This window comes from Paraburkholderia strydomiana (genome assembly GCF_046030495.1).
Taxonomy (GTDB): Bacteria; Pseudomonadota; Gammaproteobacteria; order Burkholderiales; family Burkholderiaceae; genus Paraburkholderia; species Paraburkholderia strydomiana_A.
Genome location: NZ_JAQQCJ010000034.1, coordinates 1 through 21,368, shown reverse-complemented (window position 1 = coordinate 21,368; position 21,368 = coordinate 1). Strand labels below are relative to the sequence as shown.

General features: G+C 60.9%; 19 protein-coding genes and 5 pseudogenes. 12 read left to right on the top strand and 12 right to left on the bottom strand.

Annotated elements, in window-relative coordinates:
* The first annotated feature begins 3 nt into the window (after positions 1 to 3).
* The 3 genes and pseudogenes from PQQ53_RS31375 to flgM all read left to right on the top strand — a co-directional run bounded on the left by PQQ53_RS31375 (position 4) and on the right by flgM (position 3,642).
* The gene (locus PQQ53_RS31375; RefSeq protein ID WP_408328447.1) at positions 4 to 996 is read left to right on the top strand and encodes an alpha/beta hydrolase; all 993 of its coding nucleotides are present in this window, start codon (positions 4 to 6) and stop codon (positions 994 to 996) included.
* An 85-nt stretch (positions 997 to 1,081) separates the two neighbouring features.
* Entirely contained in the window at positions 1,082 to 2,014 is a 933-nt protein-coding gene (locus tag PQQ53_RS31370; RefSeq protein ID WP_408328445.1) for a LysR substrate-binding domain-containing protein, read from the top strand.
* Positions 2,015 to 3,334: 1,320 nt separating this feature from the next.
* A pseudogene (gene flgM / locus PQQ53_RS31365) lies at positions 3,335 to 3,642 on the top strand (flagellar biosynthesis anti-sigma factor FlgM).
* A gap of 72 nt (positions 3,643 to 3,714) precedes the next feature.
* Here flgM and PQQ53_RS31360 read toward each other — a convergent pair.
* Positions 3,715 to 4,611, bottom strand: coding sequence for an oxidoreductase (locus PQQ53_RS31360; RefSeq protein ID WP_408148698.1), 897 nt, complete (start codon positions 4,609 to 4,611; stop codon positions 3,715 to 3,717).
* Positions 4,612 to 4,658: 47 nt separating this feature from the next.
* On the bottom strand, positions 4,659 to 5,873 hold the full coding sequence (locus PQQ53_RS31355; RefSeq protein WP_408328442.1) for an MFS transporter: 1,215 nt from the start codon (positions 5,871 to 5,873) through the stop codon (positions 4,659 to 4,661).
* 139 nt (positions 5,874 to 6,012) lie between these two features.
* Here PQQ53_RS31355 and PQQ53_RS31350 point away from each other — a divergent pair, with 139 nt between their 5' ends.
* Both PQQ53_RS31350 and PQQ53_RS31345 read left to right on the top strand, forming a co-directional pair.
* A complete protein-coding gene (locus PQQ53_RS31350) occupies positions 6,013 to 7,011 on the top strand; it encodes a LysR substrate-binding domain-containing protein (RefSeq protein ID WP_408148702.1) in 999 nt (332 codons plus the stop codon).
* Between the two features lie 101 nt (positions 7,012 to 7,112).
* On the top strand, positions 7,113 to 7,424 hold the full coding sequence (locus tag PQQ53_RS31345) for a DUF4148 domain-containing protein (RefSeq protein ID WP_408148704.1): 312 nt from the start codon (positions 7,113 to 7,115) through the stop codon (positions 7,422 to 7,424).
* A 33-nt stretch (positions 7,425 to 7,457) separates the two neighbouring features.
* Here the strand turns inward: PQQ53_RS31345 and PQQ53_RS31340 are convergent.
* A pseudogene (locus tag PQQ53_RS31340) lies at positions 7,458 to 8,555 on the bottom strand (lyase family protein); the annotation flags it as partial.
* Positions 8,556 to 8,614: 59 nt separating this feature from the next.
* On the opposite strand from PQQ53_RS31340, the gene PQQ53_RS31335 reads away from it, so the two are divergent.
* Positions 8,615 to 9,067, top strand: coding sequence for a GNAT family N-acetyltransferase (locus PQQ53_RS31335; RefSeq protein WP_408328440.1), 453 nt, complete (start codon positions 8,615 to 8,617; stop codon positions 9,065 to 9,067).
* Between the two features lie 388 nt (positions 9,068 to 9,455).
* On the opposite strand, the pseudogene PQQ53_RS31330 reads toward PQQ53_RS31335, so the two are convergent.
* From PQQ53_RS31330 to PQQ53_RS31320, 3 pseudogenes are all read right to left on the bottom strand, one after another.
* Positions 9,456 to 9,752, bottom strand: a pseudogene (locus PQQ53_RS31330) (transposase); the annotation flags it as partial.
* Positions 9,753 to 9,768: 16 nt separating this feature from the next.
* A pseudogene (locus PQQ53_RS31325) lies at positions 9,769 to 10,855 on the bottom strand (IS110 family RNA-guided transposase).
* A gap of 293 nt (positions 10,856 to 11,148) precedes the next feature.
* Positions 11,149 to 11,985 (bottom strand): annotated as a pseudogene (locus PQQ53_RS31320) (IS3 family transposase); the annotation flags it as partial.
* Between the two features lie 116 nt (positions 11,986 to 12,101).
* Between PQQ53_RS31320 and PQQ53_RS31315 the strand changes: the two are divergent.
* Positions 12,102 to 12,413, top strand: a complete 312-nt coding sequence (locus PQQ53_RS31315) for a type 2 periplasmic-binding domain-containing protein (protein ID WP_408328437.1) — start codon at positions 12,102 to 12,104, stop codon at positions 12,411 to 12,413.
* A gap of 332 nt (positions 12,414 to 12,745) precedes the next feature.
* On the opposite strand, the gene PQQ53_RS31310 is transcribed toward PQQ53_RS31315, so the two are convergent.
* Positions 12,746 to 13,405 carry a glutathione S-transferase gene (locus PQQ53_RS31310; RefSeq protein ID WP_408148734.1) on the bottom strand — a complete coding sequence of 220 codons (660 nt, stop codon included), beginning with the start codon at positions 13,403 to 13,405 and terminating at the stop codon, positions 12,746 to 12,748.
* A gap of 192 nt (positions 13,406 to 13,597) precedes the next feature.
* Here PQQ53_RS31310 and PQQ53_RS31305 point away from each other — a divergent pair, with 192 nt between their 5' ends.
* Positions 13,598 to 14,173: a TetR/AcrR family transcriptional regulator gene (locus tag PQQ53_RS31305; protein WP_408148736.1), complete on the top strand. Its 576-nt coding sequence runs from the start codon at positions 13,598 to 13,600 to the stop codon at positions 14,171 to 14,173.
* A gap of 154 nt (positions 14,174 to 14,327) precedes the next feature.
* Here the strand turns inward: PQQ53_RS31305 and PQQ53_RS31300 are convergent, their stop codons facing one another.
* The 5 genes from PQQ53_RS31300 to PQQ53_RS31280 all read right to left on the bottom strand — a co-directional run bounded on the left by PQQ53_RS31300 (position 14,328) and on the right by PQQ53_RS31280 (position 17,717).
* Positions 14,328 to 14,591, bottom strand: a complete 264-nt coding sequence (locus PQQ53_RS31300) for a P-loop nucleotide/nucleoside kinase family protein (protein WP_408148708.1) — start codon at positions 14,589 to 14,591, stop codon at positions 14,328 to 14,330.
* A gap of 451 nt (positions 14,592 to 15,042) precedes the next feature.
* Positions 15,043 to 15,561: an SRPBCC domain-containing protein gene (locus tag PQQ53_RS31295; protein WP_408148710.1), complete on the bottom strand. Its 519-nt coding sequence runs from the start codon at positions 15,559 to 15,561 to the stop codon at positions 15,043 to 15,045.
* A 96-nt stretch (positions 15,562 to 15,657) separates the two neighbouring features.
* Positions 15,658 to 16,452, bottom strand: coding sequence for an SDR family NAD(P)-dependent oxidoreductase (locus PQQ53_RS31290; RefSeq protein ID WP_408148712.1), 795 nt, complete (start codon positions 16,450 to 16,452; stop codon positions 15,658 to 15,660).
* A gap of 155 nt (positions 16,453 to 16,607) precedes the next feature.
* Positions 16,608 to 17,111, bottom strand: coding sequence for an SRPBCC domain-containing protein (locus PQQ53_RS31285; RefSeq protein ID WP_408328434.1), 504 nt, complete (start codon positions 17,109 to 17,111; stop codon positions 16,608 to 16,610).
* A 3-nt stretch (positions 17,112 to 17,114) separates the two neighbouring features.
* Complete coding sequence (locus PQQ53_RS31280; RefSeq protein WP_408328431.1) at positions 17,115 to 17,717, bottom strand: NADPH-dependent F420 reductase; 603 nt, start codon at positions 17,715 to 17,717, stop codon at positions 17,115 to 17,117.
* 155 nt (positions 17,718 to 17,872) lie between these two features.
* On the opposite strand from PQQ53_RS31280, the gene PQQ53_RS31275 reads away from it, so the two are divergent.
* From PQQ53_RS31275 to PQQ53_RS31260, 4 genes are all read left to right on the top strand, one after another.
* Complete coding sequence (locus PQQ53_RS31275; protein ID WP_408148718.1) at positions 17,873 to 18,805, top strand: LysR family transcriptional regulator; 933 nt, start codon at positions 17,873 to 17,875, stop codon at positions 18,803 to 18,805.
* Positions 18,806 to 18,966: 161 nt separating this feature from the next.
* Positions 18,967 to 19,395 (top strand): ester cyclase, encoded by a 429-nt coding sequence (locus tag PQQ53_RS31270; protein ID WP_408148720.1) that lies wholly within the window; start codon positions 18,967 to 18,969, stop codon positions 19,393 to 19,395.
* Complete coding sequence (locus PQQ53_RS31265; RefSeq protein ID WP_408148722.1) at positions 19,392 to 19,844, top strand: MarR family winged helix-turn-helix transcriptional regulator; 453 nt, start codon at positions 19,392 to 19,394, stop codon at positions 19,842 to 19,844. The genes PQQ53_RS31270 and PQQ53_RS31265 overlap by 4 nt, the downstream gene beginning before the upstream one ends.
* Positions 19,845 to 20,502: 658 nt before the next feature.
* Positions 20,503 to 21,054 (top strand): hypothetical protein, encoded by a 552-nt coding sequence (locus PQQ53_RS31260; RefSeq protein WP_408328429.1) that lies wholly within the window; start codon positions 20,503 to 20,505, stop codon positions 21,052 to 21,054.
* Positions 21,055 to 21,368 lie beyond the last annotated feature (314 nt).

Below are 21,368 nucleotides of genomic sequence, written 5' to 3'. Positions count from 1 at the left end.
CTCATGCCGCTGACAGCGAGCGTCGAACAGTTTCTTGCGCGGCGCGCTGGGGCAGGCGCCGTGCGCATCGACCAGTTGCCGTTGCATCAGGCGCGTGATTACTTCGCGCGCTTCGCTCCGCTCGCCGATGTGGCGGCGCGGCCAGTGCATACGGTCGAGGACGTTACGTTCGACGCCCGCGATGGGACAGCGCTGGCGGCGCGCGTTTACTATCCGCGCACGCCCGATTGGACGAATCCGCTTCCGGCGCTGCTCTATTTCCATTCGGGCGGCTATGTGGTCGGCACGCTCGAAACCGCGGACGCCGTTTGCCGGATGCTCGCAGCCGCGAGCGGCTGTGCGGTGGTTTCCGTCGACTACAGGCTTGCGCCTGAGCACCGGTTTCCGTGCGCGGTGTACGACGCCTTCGACGCATTGCACTGGCTGCATCGCGACGCCGGCGCGTTCGCATTGGACGCCGGGCGGCTCGCGGTCGGCGGCGAAAGCTCGGGTGCGACGCTAGCTGCGGTCACTGCGGTTCATGCGCGCGACGCGGGCATTGCGCTCGCGTTGCAGTTGCTGATCTATCCGGCGCTATCTGCGTTGACCGACAGTGTGACCCATCGGCTCTATGGAGAAGGGTATTTCCTCACGCTCGATGTGATTCGCTGGATTCACCGCACGTATCTGCGCGATGTCAACGACCGGCACGACTGGCGCTTCGCGCCGCTCGACGGCAGCCGGCATGCGCCCGCAAGCCTCGCAAGCCTTGCCCCCGCGTGGATCGTCTCGGCGCAATACGACCCGTTGCGGCACGAGCATGCAGCGTACACAGCCAGGTTGCGCGAGGCGGGTAACCGTGCCGAGGCGCGCTTTTATCGCGGCATGATCCACGGTTTCTTTTCGATGGGCCGCGTGATACCCGAGGCGTCGATTGCGCATCGCGACATCGTGCTCGCATTGCGCGCGGCTCTCGGGCTGATGGACGGTGCTTCGGACACGGCCCGCGATTTTTGACTCGCCGCGCCTGCCGCGTGGAGCGTCGTCGTACAATCGGCGCACAAGGGGCAAAGCGCGCGTTGTCGCGACCGACGGACCAGACATGGAAATCAAGTGGATCGAGGATTTCATTGCACTCGCACAGTACAAGAGCTTTTCGCGCGCCGCGGAGTTCCGTAACGTGACTCAGTCGGGTTTTAGCAGGCGCATTCAGTCGCTCGAGCAGTGGGTTGGCGCCGACCTGATCGACCGTAGCAGTTTCCCTCCCACCCTGACCGCTTCTGGGCAGCTGTTTCGCGAAACGGCCGAGGAAATCGTCGGCAAGCTGTTTGACACGCGCGCGATTATCCGCAGTGAAAAACGCATGCCGGACAAGGCGTTGCAGATCGCGGCGGGCCACACGATCGCGCTGAGTTTCCTGTCAGGCTGGCTCAGGACGCTTTCGGGGCGGTTCGGCGAAGTCCGTGCCCGCGTCGTGCCGACCAATGTTCACGATTCCATTCTGATGCTGGTGAACGGCAACTGCGAGTTGATGCTTTCTTATCACCACCCCGAACTGCCATTGCACCTGGACCCGACCCGTTATCAGCATCTGACGGTCGGTGTCGATACGCTGTTGCCGGTGAGCCGGCCGAACGCGAAGTCAGGGCCGCTGTTCCGCTTGCCGGGCACTCAGGAACGGCCGCTACCTCACATTTCCTATACCGACACGAGCTATTTTGGGCGATGCGTGGCGCTGCTGTTTAGTAAAGCCGGCGCGGCACCGGCACTGCGGTTCCACTACGAATCGGATATGGCCGAGGTGCTGAAGAAGCTGGCATTGGAGGGGGACGGCATTGCGTGGCTGCCGAAAAGCTCGATTCGCACCGAACTCGAGGCCGGCACGCTGGTGGTGGCCGGCGGCAGCGCGTGGAGCCTTGATGTGGAATTGCGCGCATATCGCGATGCGACTGTGCGCAACGATTTCGTCGACACCTTATGGCGGCACCTGCGTGCCGATACGGCCGATTCCGACGGAGCGGCGATGCTGGAGTGAGCACGTGCAAGCGCTGGCGAGTCGATCGCAGGCGGGGTTCGTGCATGACTGCGATAACAGCGAACAGGCACCTTGTAAAACCCGGGGCACCGTGTTCGACCAACGCGACAACCGTGTGAGCGGCGCGCCGATCCCGCGCCACGATAGCCAGCCATCCATGTCAGCCCCCCGCGTCACGCGATTCTTGCAAACCCCCCAGTCAAAGCAGCGTCGTTCGACATCGTTTCCCGCACGCAGCGCGCGAACTCCAGTGCAGCGGGTTGGACCGACTTGGGCAAATCGCAGACAAATGGCGAATGCCGGGAGAACAGGCAAGCCGGCCCCAGGAGGCGCGAGCGTTTCCAGATCGGTCGGCAATGTTGCGGGGGCCGCGTTTGGCGCGCTGCTTGCCCGAGTGCTCCGCACGCCGCGTCATTGGCGCGTCGTCAATCTTGCAATGGGTGCGCTGCTGGCAGCATCGGTGGTGTCGATATAGAAACGACCCGAGCCTGCCACTAATCTGGTTGGGCGGACTATGCCGCCCGGTCGGTGGGAGCGGCGAGGCAGTTACCGCATGAGCGCGCCTTGCCCAAGCGCAGACGTCCGGCGCTCACCGTGGCCTCGCCGCCGCATTCGCACCGGCAGACCCACAATCCGTCGCCCACGTACCGCTCTGTTGTCAACTGGCCGAAAATCTCGCCGCTTCTGAGCGCGGGGGAGCCTGGCCGCGACCGCCACACGCGGCGCTGCTCGCGGCAGCCGCAGTCGCGCACTGCCCCACCTTCGACCATCTTCAGCGTGGCAGTGATATGGCCGCCGCACCGGCATAGCCAGCGCCACGCGTCAGCGCCGCAATATTGAACCGCGACGAGATGGCCAAAGGCCCGGCCGGTGACGTCGCGATCCGGCGGAAAAGGCCATCGAGGCTGCGAAGGGCGGTGGGTGCGTTTGTTCACGAGAGGTAAATGGGGGGCGGCGTCCTTCTATCAAGCCTGACTGCGCCCGGTCATCACAGCGGTGCGACCGCGCGCTAACGGAGCCTCCGCGGGCGGCCATCCTTCGACAGGATCGCGTCAGACGATATGGAGGACACCGCCAAACCGGCAATGATGCCGCCGATCGCCCTCCACCGCTACGTGTTCAAGTCGAAGTTTGTGAGCGGATAGCCTCTGTGTGGTATTCCTCACACTTTGTTTCAATTTGTTGCAACCCGCCTGGAGCCCCGTCCACTAAGGCTTGGAAGCTCGTGGCGATAGACGGTGACAGCTCCATGCGCCGGCGGAGGGTGAAGATTTGAAACCTCGTACCGTTAAAGGATTCAACAAGTGAGGGAGCGACATCATGAAGATTGAATCCGGCAATTACCCTCTCGCGGCTCCGAAGAACGGAGCGGATCGCGCGAACGGGGGCGATATCAAGGGCGGCGTGGAGTCTGGGCAACCAGTCGGCGCCGGGGGCGCGCAGAATTCCACAGTGGACCTCTCGTCCTGTCCGCGCTGCGCACATCGAGCCATGAGGATATCGACACCGCGAAGGTGGAATCGATCAAGCAGGCGTTGCGCGACGGAACCTACAAGATCGATTCGGGAAAGATCGCCGACGGCATGCTGGACACCGCTCGGGAACTGCTGCAAAAGGTCACTCGCTGAGGCGACGGCCAAGGGGTAGTGACACTCACCGTGGACGTGCCCCGGGGCAGAGGAAGATTTAGAGCAACGGCTCTAACCGGGTCCGTCGCTGGCGGCCGCGAGGAGCGGCACGACCAGATCGCTAATCGGAGTAGGGATGCCGCGGGCGCGTCCGCATCGCTGTACCACTGCATTCCGGCTGTCCCATTCCAGAGGGTGGCCGGCCTGCCGGTCGGCGAGAATGGATGTGCCCAGGTCGGCGGGGGCGCGGTGAAACGCATCGACGATCTCTTGCGGTACTTCGTCGCCCAGTGTCGCGTCTTCTGCACGAGCCACACCGAGGCATTCCCGTAGATAGGCCAGAGCCAGCGCGGTGACGTCGGCCCGCGAAAACATGCCGGCGCGGCGGCCTGCCAGCACCATGAGGCCCGCCACGGCGTTCTGTAGAAGCTTTCGCCACGCGACGGACCTAAAATCCGCCGCTACGTCGACCGAACACCTGGTATCGCGCAAAGCAGCGAGCACAACCTCGGTTTGCGGTGTGTCGGGCAACGTCAGACGGGCCTTGGCTCGCAGCCATACGGAAGCGTCCGGTTCGCGCTGGGCGGGAAACCATACCACCGAAGGCAGCACTGGGCTGCCGGGCACGTACCGCGCGACAAGCTCTTTCTGCTCCACGCCATTTTGCAAGACGCAGACAACAGTCTTTTCACCGCATAACGCGGACAGCCACGGCGCTGACGCCTCAATCTGAGTCGACTTCACCGCCAGAAAAACCAGGTCGAACGTGTTCTTCATTTCCTTCGGATCAGCCCGCACCGGTCCCGGCACAACGATATGTCCGCCGTCGAAGCGCAGTTCCAGGTTCTCGCGCGCGGAGCGGCCGCAGATCGTCGGCGTTCGTCCCGCCTCGTGAAGCGCCGCAGCCACAGTCGTGCCGATTGCCCCCGGGCCAATGAGAGCGACAGTTGGAGTTTCGGACATCGTCATTAGCATCCTTTCAAATCAGATATGGACAGCAAGCATGCCGGATACGCTCACGCCCTGCGCAAATACCGCCGCAGACCCAGCGCCAAAGGCACAACGGCCAGGGCCGTGACCGCGGTCGCAATGGTGGCGGCATTCACGCCGATCCGGTCGCCGAGAAGACCGTAAGCAACCGGAGCAAGTGCGCCCGAAGCAATGGTACCGGTATAGAAAAGCGCGAACGCTCTCTCGGTACCGTCGACCGAAGTCAGTTCGGGCACCGTTCCATAAAGCACGGACGAAGTGCCGTTGAGCATTGCGCCGAGCAGCGGCAAGACGACTAAGGCGGGCCCCAGCGGCAACCAGATCACGGCGAGAATCAACGCGGCCGTACCGCTCTCCGTTGCCAGCACAGTTCCGATTGCACCCATGCGCGCCCCGAGCCAGCCACAAACGAACTTGCCGGCGGCGCCGCCGATGAAAACGAGCGCGAGCGCCGTGCCCATCACCGGCTGCGAGATGCCTTTCGCTTTCAGGAGAAACGGCAAGAAGGTCAGTAGCCCCATGCGCACGGCCGTATCGAGCACACCGATTGTGAACAGCAATGAAAAGCCGGTTCGCGAAGCGTTGCCGCTGTGACTTGACGCGTCTTCCACGGAAGACGCCTGTCTTGGCACCGATGGGAGAAAAAGTGCAAGCGCCGCCGCCAGGAGGAAGCCGACCGACGACACCGCCCAGAGCGCGTGGCGCCACGGCATGACGGTGATCAGAAGAGAGATCGCGGCGGGGAGCGCGGATTTGCCGAGATCGCCGGAAAAGTTGTAAATGCTGAGCGGGCCTCGAGCGTTGCGCCCATACACGCGCGAGACCGCTCCCGAAGCCAGCGGATGCTGCGTGCTGGAGCCGCACCCCGAGATGGCCAGCGCGACGCATAAGCCCACCAGAGTTCCAGACATGCCTGCAACGGCATAGCGCAGCGCGGCCAGAAACGTGCCGAACGCAAGCGTCGCACGCGCGCCGAAGATGTCGGCGACGCGCCCAGCCGGCAATTGCAGCGTTGCCGTCGTGCCCGCGTAGACGCCGCGCACAATGGCGAGCGCACCGTACGTCAGTCCAAAATCGGCCTGCCAGACGGGAAGCAAGGCGTAGACCATGTCGGTGTACCCGTCGTGCAGCGCATGCGCCGTGCACGCGAGCCACAAGACGCGCGTGCGTGACGCCGAGGCTGGCCGGCCGGGTTCGTCGGCTACGCCCGTGGTTGCAGAGGAGAAGGAGAACAATTTCATGGATCAACCGGATCGCGGCAAGCGCAGGCCATGATGGCGGCAGGGCGGCCGTGTGCTAAGGAAGACCCCCAGTCTAGGTTCGGGCAGGCGACGCGACAACTGACGTAAAATTGAGTCAGACGGGAGAAAAATTCACCTTATGGCCGAAGACGAACGCACTGCAAGCAACACGGAAAGGTTGCCCCCGTTGAATGCATTGAGGCACTTCGAGGCGGTCGCGCGCCTCGGGAGCTTCGCGGCTGCGGCGAGCGATCTGCACGTCACGCACTGGGCGGTCGGCAAACAGATCCGGTTGCTGGAAGACTGGTTCGGCGTTCCGCTCTTCGAGCGCCGCCCGCGCGGCGTCGTGCCAACCGACGAAGGCGCTGCTCTGCTGAGCGACGTCAAAGGCGCGTTCGTGCGTTTGAGCAGTTCGGTCAACCGTCTGCGCCACGAGTCCCTGACGCGCCGCATAACGGGCGTCGTGCGGGTGAATGCGCTGGCGAGCTTCGCGTTGTGCTGGCTGATACCGCGTCTTGCGGACTTTCGGGCCCGCTACCCGGACATCGATGTGCGAGTCTCCACAACGTCGCGCAAGCTGCGCTACGTGGGCGATGCGTTCGACGTGGGCGTGCGTTCCGGACCCGAGGACGCGGCAGGCCTCGTATCGACAACGCTGATGCCGGACCTGCGGCTGCCCGCCTGCAATCCCGAGGTGCTGCTGAGCCACCCGATCAGCACGGTCGCGGATCTGCGAAACCACACGCTGCTTCACTCAACGAGCACTCGGACAGCCTGGTCCGAATGGTTAAGGGAGGCCGGTGCGCCGGGCATGCAGGCGGCACGCCACCTGAGCTTCGATCACGTTTTTCTCCAGCTGGGCGCAGCCGCGGAAAGCCTCGGCGTGACGCTGGCGTCGCTGCCGCTAATCGAGCGCGAGGTCGCAACCGGGCGCCTCGTGTGTCCGATATCCGGACCTGTGTGGCGCGGCCCCGATTACACGCTCGTCGTCAATACGGATCGGGCGGACGAGGATGCGGTTGTCGCCTTCAGGGATTGGATAGTCGCCGCGGCGGCGCGCAGTGCGGAGGTGTTAAGTCCGGCCGAACCGGTTCAGAAGGGACGGCGGGCTGCGCCGCGCAAAAAGAACCGCGAGTGATATCGTGAGTGGGTAGGGTATGGCAGAGCAACGCAATCCGGGCGGTGCGTTGCGACGTGCGCGACGTATCCCGAGTCCATCTGCAGTGAAGGATACCAACCATGAAACGACCGCAGGCAAGATGGTCAATAGTTTTTAGTCTGGCGTTTCTGCTCGCCGGTTGCGCGACCGGTGGCGGAATGCCGTACTCGGGAACGCACCTCAGCCCGACCGAGTGCCGCGACCTTGCTGCCCTGAAATCGAACGCGCCCCCCACCATGGCGCAACACCAGAGCGAACTGGCGGCGCTCAGGAAAGCCGGCTACAACCCTTCGCCCTGGTACGATCCTTACTACCCGGACGATCTTCAGGCGGCACAGCGTCTCGTCGACTACTGGTTTCAGACTGAATGCCAGCAGCGGCGGCCAGGTTGAGGCGAAAGACCGCTTGCGCGATATCCTGCAGCGCTACTTCGCGCCCGCCAGCCGCGCAGGATCGACGATCCTGTCGTACTGCTCCGCATCGATCAGGCCGAGCGACAACGCCGCCGCTCGCGGCGTGATGCCTTCGCGCAGCGCAAGCGCGCTTATCCGCGCGACGGCGTCGTAGCCAAGCACGGGATTAAGTGCCGTGATCGACAACAGTGCGTTTTCAACGTTCATTGCAAGTCGCCCGGCATCGACCCGAAGTCCCTTCACGACGCGCTCGTCGAAGTTCCGGCACGCGTCGCTCAGCACGCGAGTCGACTGCAGCACGTTATAGGTCAGTACTGGTTTTGCGACGTTCAACTCGAACAGTCCCGAAGCACCCGCAAGCGTCACCGTCTGGTGATGGCCCGTCGTCTGGAAGCAGGCCTGCACCAGCACTTCGGCGATGGTCGGGTTGCGTTTGCCAGGCATGATGGAGGAAGTGAGGCCGTCATCGGGAATGATCAGCTCGCCAAGCCCGCACCGTGGTCCCGAACCGAGCAGACGAATGTCGTTGGCTATCTTCAGCAGCGATGTCGCAATCGTATTGAGCACCCCCGAGATATCCACCAGCGCGTCGTGCGACGCCATGCTTTCCAGCTTGTGCGGATGCGAGCGAAAGGGCAGGCCGGTGCAGGCAGCAAGTTCCGCGCAGAAGCGCTCGGCGAACTGTGCCGGCGCGTTCAGTCCCGTGCCGCCCTGCGCGAGCAGCACGAGCTGGGACAATGCCGCATCGATGCGCGAAATCGCAGCCGCCAGCTGATGCGCATACGCCGCGAAAGTGCTGCCCATCGTGGTCGGCACGGCGTCCATCAGATGCGTGCGCGCTACCTTCACCACATCGGCGAATGCGCGTGCGCGGTCGTCGAAAGATGCCTGCAACGATTCCAGCGCGGGCCTGAGACGTCCGGTCAATTCAAGCGCGGCGCTCACGTGCATGACGGTCGGGAAGCTGTCGTTCGACGACTGTGACGCGTTGACGTGGTCGTTCGGATGTACCGGCGAGCGGGTTCCGAGCGGCTGACCGAGCAGTTCATTGGCGCGGTTGGCGATGACTTCGTTCGCGTTCATGTTGGTCTGCGTTCCCGAGCCGGTCTGCTCCCCGAGGGCGGCGACGCCACCTGACACCCGGCGCGTCAGTGTCCTACGAACGAATCATGAACGAAAAATTGCAGCTTGATCTGGTCGGGACCGACGCGGTCTGGACACTTCGCGATGAGATCCTTCGCGTTGGTCTTCCCAGGGGGGAAACCGTATATGAGGGAGATGAACGTCCCGATACACTCCATGTCGGCGCATTCAGTCATGCAGAAGTCGTCGCGGTCAGTACGATCTGTCGAGATCCGAGCTGCCAAAATGTTCAGGCGTGGCGGCTTCGCGGCATGGCCGTCAGACCCCAATGGCGAAATTGCGGCGTCGGTACAGCACTGGCCAGTTACTGCATCGCCTATGCTCAACGCTCAGGCGCCGAGCTTGTGTGGAGTACAGCCCGGTTGAGCGCGTTGACCTTTTATAAGCGGCTTGGCTTCCTGGAGGTCGGGGATCCTTTCTCGCGAGCCGACGTCGCGGAAGATCAATTCATCCGTATGGAACTTCGATTTTCGCGCTAGCTGGCCAATCTGCGCGCGGAAGCCATTGTGTGTTCGCCGACGTTGGGCGGCCAGTCCGCGATCGCGCACATTTATCGCCGATATTTGGACTATCTGAGGCAGGATCGTGGCCGCAAGGCACCGCGTAATGCCTCCTGTTCTTCTCGCAATGCACGAGCAGCATCGCGGTGCTCACAGTGCCTATGCTGTCAGCGGTCGGGAAAGGCCACGCTGACTGCTCGCCAGTAGAGGCAGGCGCGACGCTCGCACCGGGCGAGGCGTCATTTGGATCATTCCGCGCGGCCTGCTTACCGAATCGGCGCTGGCGTGGATCATCACCGGCAACACAGAGGTGGCCTCACCTGTTCGGACAGTCTTCTGAGATTTTTAAGTGGAACGTCCGGAGCAGTCATGCTGCCAATTTGATCGCAGGCAGCGTCGCGAAGTATGCCTCATCCGGCGTGCGGTCTTCCAGACTCGAATGAGGTCGTCTCTGATTGTACAGATTGATGTAATCGCCGATTGAGCGCCGGGCGTGGCTGACCGATTCATAGGCTTTCAGATACACCTCTTCATATTTCACGCTTCGCCACACGCGCTCGACGAACACGTTGTCTCGCCAGGCACCTTTGCCGTCCATGGACAAGCGGATGCCCCGGCTGAGCACGGCCTCGGTGAACGCTGTCGCGGTGAACTGGCTGCCCTGGACGCCCTTCTAAAGGTCAAGTAGCAATTTGAGTCTGTCCGATCTGGCTGTTACGCTGCCGAATTACGTAGTAGACCTCCCGGGCGATATAGCGCTTGAGACAGCGGATCGCTTCAAGCTTGGAGTGCCCCTCGCTGACGCGTTTGTCGACATAGGCCCTCGTGCGGGCGTCGGTTCTTAATCGACCGATGGCAATGATGTGCAGTGCACTATTGGCAGCGCGGTCCCCGCCTCGATTTAGCCGATGTCGGGTTACCTTTCCTGAAGACGCTGGGACGGGGCTTACGCCACACAGGGCGGCGAAGCTCGCCTCCGACTTAAGTCGGCTGCTGTTGTCGCCAGCTGTCAACAGCAGCTGCGACGCGGACTCGTAGCCGATTGAATTGCGCGAGACCTGATCGGGTGCAAGCTCGTCAACGAGGGCCGCTATCATGACGTCGAGGTCGGCGATCTCATCGTGCAGTTCGAGATAGCGACGTCCGAGCGACTTTAGCGTGATCCGGTAAGCAGAGGCCAGATTCCGGAAGTCAGAGAGATCCGGACGCCACGCGGCCAACGTGCGGATAAGCTGCATGCGGGTCATCGCACGTAGTGGCTCACGCAGCTCATCAGGTGCGCAGACAATGGTGTTGTGGATCAATTGCAGGGCAACACGCCGGGCGGCGATGGCCGTCTTGCGACAGACTTTCAACACGCGCAAAGACTCGATCATGCCATCACGGGTCTTCGGTGTAACCGTGCGTACGCCGGCGAAGGCAGCATGTGCTGCGTTCTGGGCATCCAGCGTATCGTCCTTACCGCGTTTGCGCCGGTCGCTTTTATCCGGGGTGGTCACCTCCAGCACCGTTACACCAGCCCGCTGCAGATAGCGAAGCAGGCCCGCGCCGTAGGTCCCGGTGCACTCGATGCCGACTCGGGCGAGTTCGCCAAATGAGCGCATCCATATCATCATCTGCTTATAGCCGTGTCGTGTGGTTGGGAAAACATTCGCTTCCCAGCACGCGATCATGTTCGTCAACGACGGCCGCCACGTGCAGATCCTTGTGCGTATCGACCCCGCCCACCACGGTGCGACGGCCAGCAGTAGCCTGTTCTTCTTTCATGCAGCCTTGCTCCAGTTCTCGATCTTGGATTGGGCGATTCCACCGACATCGAGTACCTGGACAAGACAGTAAAGTGACAGAGCGTCAGGCCCTTCTTGAGTCACATGTATCGACGAGGCGAAACCTCGCCGTTCGGCAGTTCCGGACGACCGACAGGTCCAGGGAAAGACAATCAGTCGATCGGTGTTTGGGTCAGGTTGCCCGGAACGCTCTACGGCACCAGATCTTCCGCGAATAGTCGATGCCTGTAAAACACAGACCGGCCGGGAATAATTGGTACCGACATTCTTACTATCGGTATTGACGATCTCAGGTCGCCCGTACTTCGCGAACGCTTCTTCCAACGCCTCGACAGCGTGCATCGCCTCCATCGTGATCGCTACGCGGTGGGCCAGTACCTTCCGGCTGGCCCAGTCCACCACGGCGGTCAGATACACGAAGCCGCGCGCCATCGGGATATAACTAGTATCCAGTGCCCAGACCTGGTTTGCCCGATTGATCGTCATGCCCCGCAGCAGATACGGCCAGACCTTGTGCTGCGCATTGCGTCGGCTCGTGTTCGGCTTGCAGTACAGCGCCTCGATACCCATGCGCTTCATCAGCGTGCGCACGCGTCTACGGCCAATCTCGTGTCCCTCGCGACGCAGCAGGCGCGCCAGCATCCGCGCTCCGGCAAACGGAAACTCCATGTGCAGTTCGTCGATCCGGCGCATCAGCAACTGGTCTGCCTCGCTCACCGGTTGCGCCCGGTAATACACGCTCGATCTTGATACCAACGAGTCGCGCCTGCTGCGAGACCGGCAATGCGTGCGTACGATCGATCATCGCTTTGCGCTCAGCAATCCCGCCTTGTTGAGCGCGCCGCTTAAAAAATCGTTCTCCAGCGTGAGCTGGCCGATCTTCGCATGTAGCTCCTTCAAATCGACTTGCGGCTCGCTCGCCGCCGTGCCGCCTGCGCCAAACACGTCGGCGGCACGTTCCTGCAACTGCCGCTTCCATTCGGTGATCTGGTTCGGGTGCACATCGAACTGCTGCGCCAGTTCGGCTAGCGTCCGCTCACCCTTGACCGCCGCCATCGCCACTTTCGCTTTGAACGCGGCTGAGTGCGTCCGTCGGGTTCTCTTCGTCATCTTCCTGTTCCTTTGTCGGCATTATCGCCGGCTCAGGCCCCGAGCGTTCCACTGATCCGACTGTCCGAATTTGCGCGGCCATCTCTGTGTCCGAGACGTGCGCATTTCGGACAACCGTGCTCGATGAGCTGCGCAAGCGCGAGTTGTTGTGGCGTACTGTGTTCGAAAACGGGAGCGTCGATGCAACGGCTGCAACGGTGCGCTCCGATCTCGCCATTACGGCGTGGCTTGCATCCACTGTGCCGCCCGAGCTCGATATCCTACCGCCCGAAAGCGGTCTTCCCGAGCTCCCGGGCTTCGCAATCAACCTTCACTTGTCGCCGAGCCAGAACTCGCCAGCAGTAACCGAACTTGCCCGCCACGTGAGAGTCGGATTGACTCGATTTCGGCGGCCCGTTTCATTTACGGAAACTGGTTTCGGTATGTGAAGCGCGAAAGACGCTTCTCGGATAAGTGCTCCAGCTAAACCGATTTCAAATGTCACCGAGCCCACGGGCGCCGCGGCCGTAGCGGGTTGAGATTCAAGAGCGTGCGGGGGATGCGGGCTATCTCTCCTCGCACCGGACACGCTCCGGTCCTTCCGTGATTGCCCGTGGATTACATTGCGCAGACCGTGCCCCGCATCAGCGTCGTTCGAATTTACTTCCGGATCAACACGGTCTTCGGATCGGTGAAGAGAGGCTGCTACGTGGCGGGTAGATAACCACAGCGCGGGGTACCCGCGCTTAATCGCGAAAGCAGTCGTTCACGGACTTCGAATTCAATCGGACGTCGCGGTCAGGACTGAGAACGCCGGCTGGTTCTTTACGCTGGGGCGCTCCTGCATCCGCGCGTACCACGCCTGAAGCGCCTCGTACTTCGAAGGCACCGGTAGCTTCACAATCGACGCAAAGATCAAACCGCCGATGACGGCGATGTCGGCCATCGAGAAGGCCTCCCCGGCGACAAACGGTTGTCTTTTCAGAACGTCATCGAAGTAGTGCATGCCCCTCAGGGCTTTGTCGCGTTGACGGAATCCCCACTCGGCGTTCTGATAGATTTCGACGTCCGGCCCCAGCCCCGGCGTGCTGTGGTGGAAATAGACACTGATGGCATCGAGCAGCTCCAACTCGGCGCGCTTGTTCATCATGTGGATCAAGCCCTTTTCGAGCGGTGTCCTGCCGGTGAGCGTGGGCGCGCCATCAAGCGCATCGAGGTATTCGGTAATGGCCGTGCATTCGGCAACGAAGGTCCCGTCGCCGAGTTCGAGCACCGGCAGCGTGCCCGAGTAGTTCTTCTGGGCGATGAATTCAGGCTTTTTATGTTCCCCTTTATAAAGATCGACCATAACGAACTGGACGCGCGATTGCAGGTTCTTCTCGGCCAGAGCGATGCGCACGCGTGTCGGATAGGGGCCGCTCGGAAAATCGTATATCTTCATCCCAGGAAGTTTGGTTTCGTCGAAATTGATGATGTCGGAACTCACTGCTTGCCTCTCTATAGGTTGATTGCATCGAAAAAGACGTAGATGGGAACTCGTCGTTCATCACTCTACCTAACGGTCGTTAGGGTAAACATAAGCGCTATAATGTCCTCTGTCAACATCCATTTCTTGATTACGAGGGCGGCAGCGGTGAGGAACGAAGCGAGTTCAAACTCCAGGGAGCGAATCTTGGCGGCCGCCACAAGGATTGCGCAGGCGCATGGCTACAGCGGGTTGAATTTCCGTGATCTGGCTGAAGATGTCGGCATCAAGGCCGCAAGCATCTACCATCACTTCACGAGCAAGGCCGATCTCGGCGCGGCGGTAGCCAGGCGCTATTGGGAGGATTCATCGGCCGCGCTGGATACCCTGTTGGCCGAATCCCCGGATCCGGCCAGCTGCCTGCGCCAATATCCAGATACATTTCGCAAGGCGCTTGAGAGTGATAATCGCATATGCCTGTGCAGCTTCATGGCCGCCGAAAGTGATGACCTGCAGGAAGCGGTGATGAAAGAGGTCCACACGTTTGCTGATGTCAATGTTGCGTGGCTGGGTAAGGTTCTTTCCGCTGCGGCCGTGGTCAGTTCCGCAGAAAGCGGACGGCGTGCTCGCGCCATCTTCGCCGCCGTCGCCGGCGCTCAGCTCATTGCCAGGAGCCGCTCGGATATCTCGCTGTATGACGCGTTAATAGAGACCTATCGCGTGACTGGCCTCCTGCCGGCATAGCGATGCATCGGCCTATTCGGACTTCGTAAGTCGGCGTCTACAGGGCTGCTTTTCGGAGGGGCGGACCGACGAATGTCGGGTCGGGCGACCTGCTGACTGTCGCTTCCTGGCCGCACGCTGGCTGATACAGTTAGCCTGCTAAGCGTGCCTTACGCTAAGCCAATTGATTCTCTGGCTCTGCTGAGGACAGATGCTGCAAAATTTCTTCGAATGCCTGCTCGACTGGAACCTTTGCGTTGTCAACCACGAGGTCCACTGATTCCCACGGTTCGTGTTGACGTTCAAGCGCACTCTTCCATCTCGCCAACTGAAAGCCGGGAATATCGACCTTTCGCGCTTCGACCCGTTCACGGTGCGTCGCGAGGTCCGAGCAAACCAGCTCGATCTCGAAATTCTGCACCCCTGCATCGAACGCCACGTTTCTCCAGGCGCTACGCGTAATGTTCAACGAATTGACCGAGTCCGCGACGACGGTCAACCCAGGCGTAAGTTGTCGCCCGCAACTGCATATGCGGGCAAGTAACCCGCAGGTCCGACATCCACTCCGCACCCTGTCAACGATCTACCTCGCAACGTCGACTGTCTCCTTTTGGAGTGCGCCGCGCAAAGGCGGCGCTTTCACAGCGGGTGTAAGCCCCGCCCGGCAACCGCTCCAGCCAGAGCGACCGGAGCAATCGTGGAGGTAACGAAGCGGTTGAAGCCTTCGGTGAAGCGTGTCACGAAATACGGTGACAGCGCGAGTGTGCAGCCGTAAGCGGACGCTCTCACGCACCGATCGGTCCGTTAAACATCAGTCATCGCGAGCGTCGTAAAGCAGCGATACCCCGGCAGACCTACACGCTCCTTTTCAGATATGCCGCAGCCGTCGCCTATTCACGGCTTCCAGCGTCGCCCTGTGCTTCGAGCTTGAGTGCGACCTTCGCGAGGTCTTCCAGAAGCTTTTCATGGGTGCGCCAGAAGATATCTGGCGCTTCCTTCTCCATCTCGATCCAGAGCGGCCCTTGCATCGTCTCTTCAGTCCAGAGGTGACAGCCGCGGGGTGTCGGGGTGATGATCCAGGCGTGATAGGCCCTGGATTCTCTCGAAGCCTTCGGACCGCCACCCCAAGCGATACGGGCGATGGGGTCGAACTCCTGTACCGACGCGAAGACGTCCTGGCCAGCGAGATTAGTTTCAAAGCGAGTGTCGGCTTGCAACAGCTCATGTCCGTCTAACAGCTCGACATCCTTGACACCCGGATAGAAACGGGGCCAGGCCTTGGGATCAACGAGAAGAGACCAGATAGTTTCGGGCGAAACGGCAACCTCAAGCTCATTAGTGAAATGGATGGGCGAGCGGCTGGGTGCCATGTCCACAGGCCAATGGATCGCTTCGAACATATTATTCATGGTTGGGATTCAGCTCTGATCTAAGTTTGCGGAGACTGCAGAAATCTCGGTTGCCGTCAGGGCGCACGGCGCAGCGCAGGTCTGTCAGGCGTTGGCTCAGGAGATCGCGCGAATGACACCGCCATCAACGCGTAATGCGGCGCCGCTCGTACCGGAGGCCTGCTCGGAGCAGACATAGACCACCATGTTCGCAATTTCTTCGGTCGTCGTGAACCGGTTGAGTAGCGTGGTCGGTCGCATCGTTTTCAGGAAGTTCTGCTCCGCTTCCTCCTGCGTGATGCCCTGCTCCTGAGCGGTGGCTTTCATCCAGTTGCCCAGAATCTCGGAGCGGGTGGGCCCCGGCAGCACCGCGTTGACGGTTACCCCTGTGCCACTCACCAACTCAGCGAGTCCCCTCGATACGGCGAGTTGCGCCGTCTTGGTCATACCGTAGTCGATCATCTCCTTGGGGATCATGATCGCGGACTCGCTGCTGATGAACACGACCCGTCCCCAACCGCGCCTGGCCATGGCCGGCAGATAGTGCCGTGCAGCGCGCACGCCGCTCATGACATTGATCTGGAAGAGGTCGAGCCATTCGCTATCGCTCTGCTCGAAGAAACCATTCGGATGGGCGGTACCGAGGTTATTGACGAGGATGTCGGCATCCGCCACCTGCGCCACGAGGGCAGCCGATCCCTCAGCCGTGGAAAGATCGGCGGCAATGCCGGTCAATTCCGCGTCGGGCACGAGAGCCCGGATCGCATCTAGTGCGGCGGCTACTCGCTGCTCTCCGCGCCCGTTGATCACGACCGACGCGCCTGCGCGGGCGAGGCCCTCGGCGATCGCGCGGCCGATGCCCGCCGTCGAGCCGGTAACGATGGCCTTGCGGCCTTTGAGTTCGATCTTCATAGTTTTTTCTCCGGACATGGATGGCAGCTGGATCTGCCGATACGATTCATCGAGAGGGGCGTGCGCGAGGCCAGACTTCGTTTGAGAGCAAGCCGGTTCGCCTTCGCACGCAAACAATCCAACGCGCAACGCATGTGCGCGTTGAAACCGATGCATCACCCGGGGATCTTCGCGACTTCCGCCTCTGCGGCGCGCGCAAGGCGCTCGACCCAATCCTGGTGATAACGATAGAGTCCACCGGGATGTTGCCGTCCGAGTACATCGAGAAACCAGGGACCTTGTTGCGTCTCCTCCGTCAGCACGTGGCAACCTTCGTCTGTCGGCGTGATTACCCAACCGTGATAAGCACTAGAAGCTGTCTCGTCCCCGTCCACCGTGGTCGCCCAGGCGAGTCTTTGGTTCGGCACGCATTCGGTCACCACAAGGCTCATCGGGAAACCAACCGTCACGCGGCTGTAGCGGCTTCCCAAGGTCAGTTCCGACTCGCCCGACAGAATCTCGACCTGGTCCTCGGGCGGGAAATAGCTTGACCAGTTTTTCGCGTCGACGAGCAGCTTCCACACCACTTCGGGAGGCGCTTTCACGTCGATGTCGTTGAGAGCGTAGATGGCGGACGTTTTCGGATCGTAGCGCTCTGGCCAGATGACACGGTCGTACATGGTTTATTGCTCCTTCTTGAACAGGTCCTGGAAAATCAGGGGCGCCCAGCTCTTGTCCCGGGCCTGCACGAGCTGACCGCCCTCGGCGATCCTGCCGAGACTGACCGCCGCGTAGCCGAGCCGCTCGACCAGAGTGGCCACCGTCGCGCTTGCAGCCTCGTCGTCGCTAGACAGAAAGATCACTCGACGGCCGCCGGCACTGACGGGATCCTCGGCGAGTACCTTGGCGGGCAAATGATTGAACGCCTTGACAAGGGATGCGCCCGGAAACGCTTTCGCCACGATCGCAGAGGATGGCAGGCTGTCCAGTTCGGAGAGCGGCACGCCATAGGCATTGGTGGCGTCGATGACGACTTTGCCGTTCCAGCTCGCCGCAGCTCTGGCGACGTCGCGGTGGGCCCGGAACGGGACCGCCAGGATGATCACGTCGGCCTCGAGCGCCGCCTGTAGCGTGAGGGGAACCACCTTGTCACCCAGTTCACGGGCCATAGACGCAATGGACTCCGGCCCGCGCGTGTTAGCGATGCCGACCGTGATGCCGCTCCGGGCGAACTGACGGGCGATGGCGGCACCGACGCTGCCGCTGCCGATAATGGAAAAGGTCATAAAAACTCCTGGACTGGATGGGCTTCACTGCGCCTGGCGTCAAGCACTGCAGATGGTTTTACGAAAACGTCGCTGCGTTGAAAACAATGATGGCTGTGCTGCATGCATCTGAGAAGCCGGTATATTGAGATACAATCCATCTATCTTGGAGATGGATGGCGCAGCTCATGCTGGATGGGATCTCGCTGGATCAACTCAGAACCTTCATTGCCGCCGTGGACGAGGGCAGCTTCTCGGCTGCGGCCCGAAAGCTCAATCGTGTGCAGTCCGCGGTGAGCGGCTGGGTCGGTGGACTGGAAGATCAATTAGGCGTCGTGCTGTTCGACCGCTCGGGCCGGTTCCCGAAGCTCACCCCGCAGGGCATGCTATTGCTCGCTGACGCTCGTAACGTCGTCTCCGGGGTAGACACGCTGAAAGCGCGAGCCAGGCTCATGACTTCGGGAGTGGAGGCGGAACTCTCGGTGGTGGTCGACGTTTTTTTCCCAACGACTGTGGTCAGCGCCGTCGCCAAAGCATTCGCAGAGCATTTCCCGCTGACGCCGCTGCGGCTTTTCGTCGAGGGGCTGGGAGCGGCCTATCAACCCGTTCTGGACGGGCGATGCAGTTTGGGCGTACTGCCCCCGCTACCGCAGGCATTTCCATCATTGGTGAGCGAGCGGCTCGGTGACCTGCCGCTCGTCGCAGTGGCTTCTGCACGCCATCCTCTCGCAGGCGTGGGTCATCGCATACCACGGCGCGAACTTGCGAAACACGTCCAACTGGTCCTGACAGACAGGTCGGATCTCACCGCAGGTCGTGATTTCGGGGTTGCGTCAGCCTCGACATGGCGTCTGGCGGACTTGTCGACGAAATATGCGTTTCTCAAAGACTGCGTGGGATGGGGAGGGATGCCCTTGCACATGGTCGAGAAGGACATCGCGGCAGGTACGTTGGTCGTTCTGGACGTGGACGACATGCCGCCCAGCGGCTGGATGTTGACCATGTCGGTATATCACCGACCCTCGCAGCCCCCTGGACCCGCTGGCAAATGGTTCGTCGACCACTTGAAGACCCTATGGGAGCAATCTGACGGCGTCCACGCGCCTTAGCAGGTTTTGCAAGTCCTCGTTCATATCGAACAGTCGAGCGCATGGGCCGTGCACAGATCAACCGGGGCGCCCATCCTCTTGAAATATACAGTGTTGCTGTATATTATTCCTCCGTACCCTCCTGAGGGGTTGAACGAATTTCTGAAAAGTTAAGGACAGGCATGAACAGCAACGATCCCAAAGCTGTCGTCGAGCGGTTCAATTACGAAGTGATCCGGGGCGGCAGTCGAGAATGCTTCGAAGCTCTCATGGCGCCCGACTTCGTCAACTGGTCAGCGCCGAATGAGGCGACGCGAGGCGCCGAAGCGATGTGGGCGACGTTTGCTTCCGTGTTGCGCCCGGCTATTGCAGGCATGGAGGTCCACATTCACGAGCAACTATGCGACGGTGACAAGGTCACTACGCGGAAATCGATCTCCGGCAAACATGTCGGGCCACTGTTGGGCGTCGAGGCGACCGGCGAGAATATTTCGATCGATGTAATCGATATCGTTCGCATTCAGGACGGACGGTACGTCGAGCATTGGGGCGTCAATACGCTTGCCGCCGTCGTTGCGCGACTTCACAGACAGTCAGTGCGCGCGAAATGAGTCAGGCTGACCGGAACCCTCCTACCATCCGCGCCACTGAAGCCGCGTTTTTAGGTGAATCGATTCGCGATGTCGTGAGCCGTCTCGTCAAGGTCGTCCGTGAGCAAAGTGGTACGCACTCGAACGCGCAGAACGAGACACTTTCGCTGCTGGAACGCTCCGGCCCGGTCAGTATTTCGACACTCGCCATGCGCAGGGCGGTGACTCATCAGACTATGCGGCTGATCGTAATGAAACTGGTCGAACAAGGGCTAGTGACCTTGACGACGGACACTGAAGATCGCCGCGCTTACGTCGTGGATCTGACCGATAGAGGGCGAGCACAGACTGCGCGTGAACGATCCGCACGTTCGCAATGGCTTACCGATCAACTGCTCAGGAAGACGAGCCACAAAGAGCGCGCAGTGTTGGAAGTTGCGGTTCGAACACTTAACAAGCTGATTGACTGATTCAACCTCGCTGCATCCCTATTGCAGCTAACGGCCAAGGGCTGCGTAAGGTCGCAAACGGAGAAGGCGGGAGTTTGCTGATCGCGAGGACGTGTAGCAAATTTTCAGTCGTCGACCCTCAATCGTCGACGATCTTTGTACCAACATCAAACGTCCCAAATTGGCCGACTTGTGCCCGATGCATTCGACTCCGGTCGAGCTATAACCGCCACTTGCTCACGTACCCGAAGGCAGCGGCAGGACCGGCCTAGCCGGGATCGCAATCATTGCCCACAGCGACCTGTCGCGAAACCGCGTTGCGGCGGCAGGTTGCCGGCGACGAGTCTGACGGCCATGTGCACAGCGGGCGGTCGCTCAGCCAGTTGGTCGCGCGCTGGTTGCGCGTTCGTCCAGTGACGCCTTGCGGGGTTAGTCCTAACCAACGGGCACCACGCGTCCTGGTCACGCTAGTTCACGACAACCTGCTTGCAAGCTGAAAAACAGGCACCGTGGTCATATTTTTGAAATCGCTTAGGGACTCAACTATCCTTTGAGCGAAGTAACCTTCATATGCGTCCCTGACTGCTCCGTCCGGACCGATATGCAACGGTTCTGGTTCCGCTGATAGCACGTCTAATAGCTGTCCGAGTTTGTCCTCTAGAGGTGCACGGAGGTCGCTATGCGTTACTTTATTGTTTTGGCTCTTCTAATGCTCAATGCAGCCGCGGCTGGTGCTGACAACTTACAAGACCGTCGGCGAGGTTCAGAAGGCGAAGAGCGGCACATACCAAAGGTCTTCGACGCTCAGGGCAAGTTCGTCGGCCGCCTGGAAGGCAGTTCTGGCGGCGACGGTGTGTATCTTGAAGTCAACGGCGCAGTCGTATTTGCGGCGATTGCACGTCAAACCAACGGTGCACAAGCATCAGCGACGCAGTGGCAATGGGCTAGTGCAGGATTCATTTCCTACCCCTCGTCTGACTGCAGCGGGCCGCCCTTGATCTTCTACTACTCCGGAGTTCAACCTTCGATGGCGGTCAGACAAGGAGCGGACGTGGTGTTGTATGTCGCTTCCGGCGGATCGAGCACTACCGTTCACGCGTCGTCAGTGCGGCAAAACCCGAATATTGACCAGTGCACCGCGAACGCGTACGACATCCCCGGGTTCGTAGTCGAGCCTTCGGGATACTCACTTACGCAGCACTATCCGGAACCGCTGGCGATTCGATTCTGATGGGTTAGCGCATGTCTGAAAGAGCTTCGCCACTTCGTCAACCGAGCGAGAGTATCTCTGGGTAGGCCATCGCCTGTAGTCGACCCAGGCTGTGTGGAAACGTCCACAGAATCGCAGTGCGGGCGCGACTGTGACACTGCCTGGCGTGTTTAATTGCCTCTCCGACCGATGCAGCGACAACGAGCCGTTGAACGGCTCTAATGCCTTATTAATGGCCATTTTGGGTTTGCGTTAGGGCCTACGGGGTGCTCACGCACCCACCAGCCGCATCGCTTTCATTGTTTTCTTGAACCCCAGGATTCGCAGCACTCTCT

Excerpts from the sequence above, each read along its gene's own strand:
- PQQ53_RS31375 (WP_408328447.1), top strand. The coding sequence starts at position 4 with ATGCCGCTGACAGCGAGCGTCGAACAGTTTCTTGCGCGGCGCGCTGGG.
- PQQ53_RS31260 (WP_408328429.1), top strand. The coding sequence starts at position 20,503 with ATGCGTTACTTTATTGTTTTGGCTCTTCTAATGCTCAATGCAGCCGCG.
- PQQ53_RS31345 (WP_408148704.1), top strand. The coding sequence starts at position 7,113 with ATGAAACGACCGCAGGCAAGATGGTCAATAGTTTTTAGTCTGGCGTTT.
- PQQ53_RS31350 (WP_408148702.1), top strand. The coding sequence starts at position 6,013 with ATGGCCGAAGACGAACGCACTGCAAGCAACACGGAAAGGTTGCCCCCG.
- PQQ53_RS31280 (WP_408328431.1), bottom strand. The coding sequence starts at position 17,717 with ATGACCTTTTCCATTATCGGCAGCGGCAGCGTCGGTGCCGCCATCGCC.
- PQQ53_RS31335 (WP_408328440.1), top strand. The coding sequence starts at position 8,615 with ATGAACGAAAAATTGCAGCTTGATCTGGTCGGGACCGACGCGGTCTGG.
- PQQ53_RS31370 (WP_408328445.1), top strand. The coding sequence starts at position 1,082 with ATGGAAATCAAGTGGATCGAGGATTTCATTGCACTCGCACAGTACAAG.
- PQQ53_RS31270 (WP_408148720.1), top strand. The coding sequence starts at position 18,967 with ATGAACAGCAACGATCCCAAAGCTGTCGTCGAGCGGTTCAATTACGAA.
- PQQ53_RS31265 (WP_408148722.1), top strand. The coding sequence starts at position 19,392 with ATGAGTCAGGCTGACCGGAACCCTCCTACCATCCGCGCCACTGAAGCC.
- PQQ53_RS31290 (WP_408148712.1), bottom strand. The coding sequence starts at position 16,452 with ATGAAGATCGAACTCAAAGGCCGCAAGGCCATCGTTACCGGCTCGACG.
- PQQ53_RS31285 (WP_408328434.1), bottom strand. The coding sequence starts at position 17,111 with ATGTACGACCGTGTCATCTGGCCAGAGCGCTACGATCCGAAAACGTCC.
- PQQ53_RS31360 (WP_408148698.1), bottom strand. The coding sequence starts at position 4,611 with ATGACGATGTCCGAAACTCCAACTGTCGCTCTCATTGGCCCGGGGGCA.
- PQQ53_RS31355 (WP_408328442.1), bottom strand. The coding sequence starts at position 5,873 with ATGAAATTGTTCTCCTTCTCCTCTGCAACCACGGGCGTAGCCGACGAA.
- PQQ53_RS31295 (WP_408148710.1), bottom strand. The coding sequence starts at position 15,561 with ATGAATAATATGTTCGAAGCGATCCATTGGCCTGTGGACATGGCACCC.
- PQQ53_RS31310 (WP_408148734.1), bottom strand. The coding sequence starts at position 13,405 with ATGAAGATATACGATTTTCCGAGCGGCCCCTATCCGACACGCGTGCGC.
- PQQ53_RS31275 (WP_408148718.1), top strand. The coding sequence starts at position 17,873 with ATGGCGCAGCTCATGCTGGATGGGATCTCGCTGGATCAACTCAGAACC.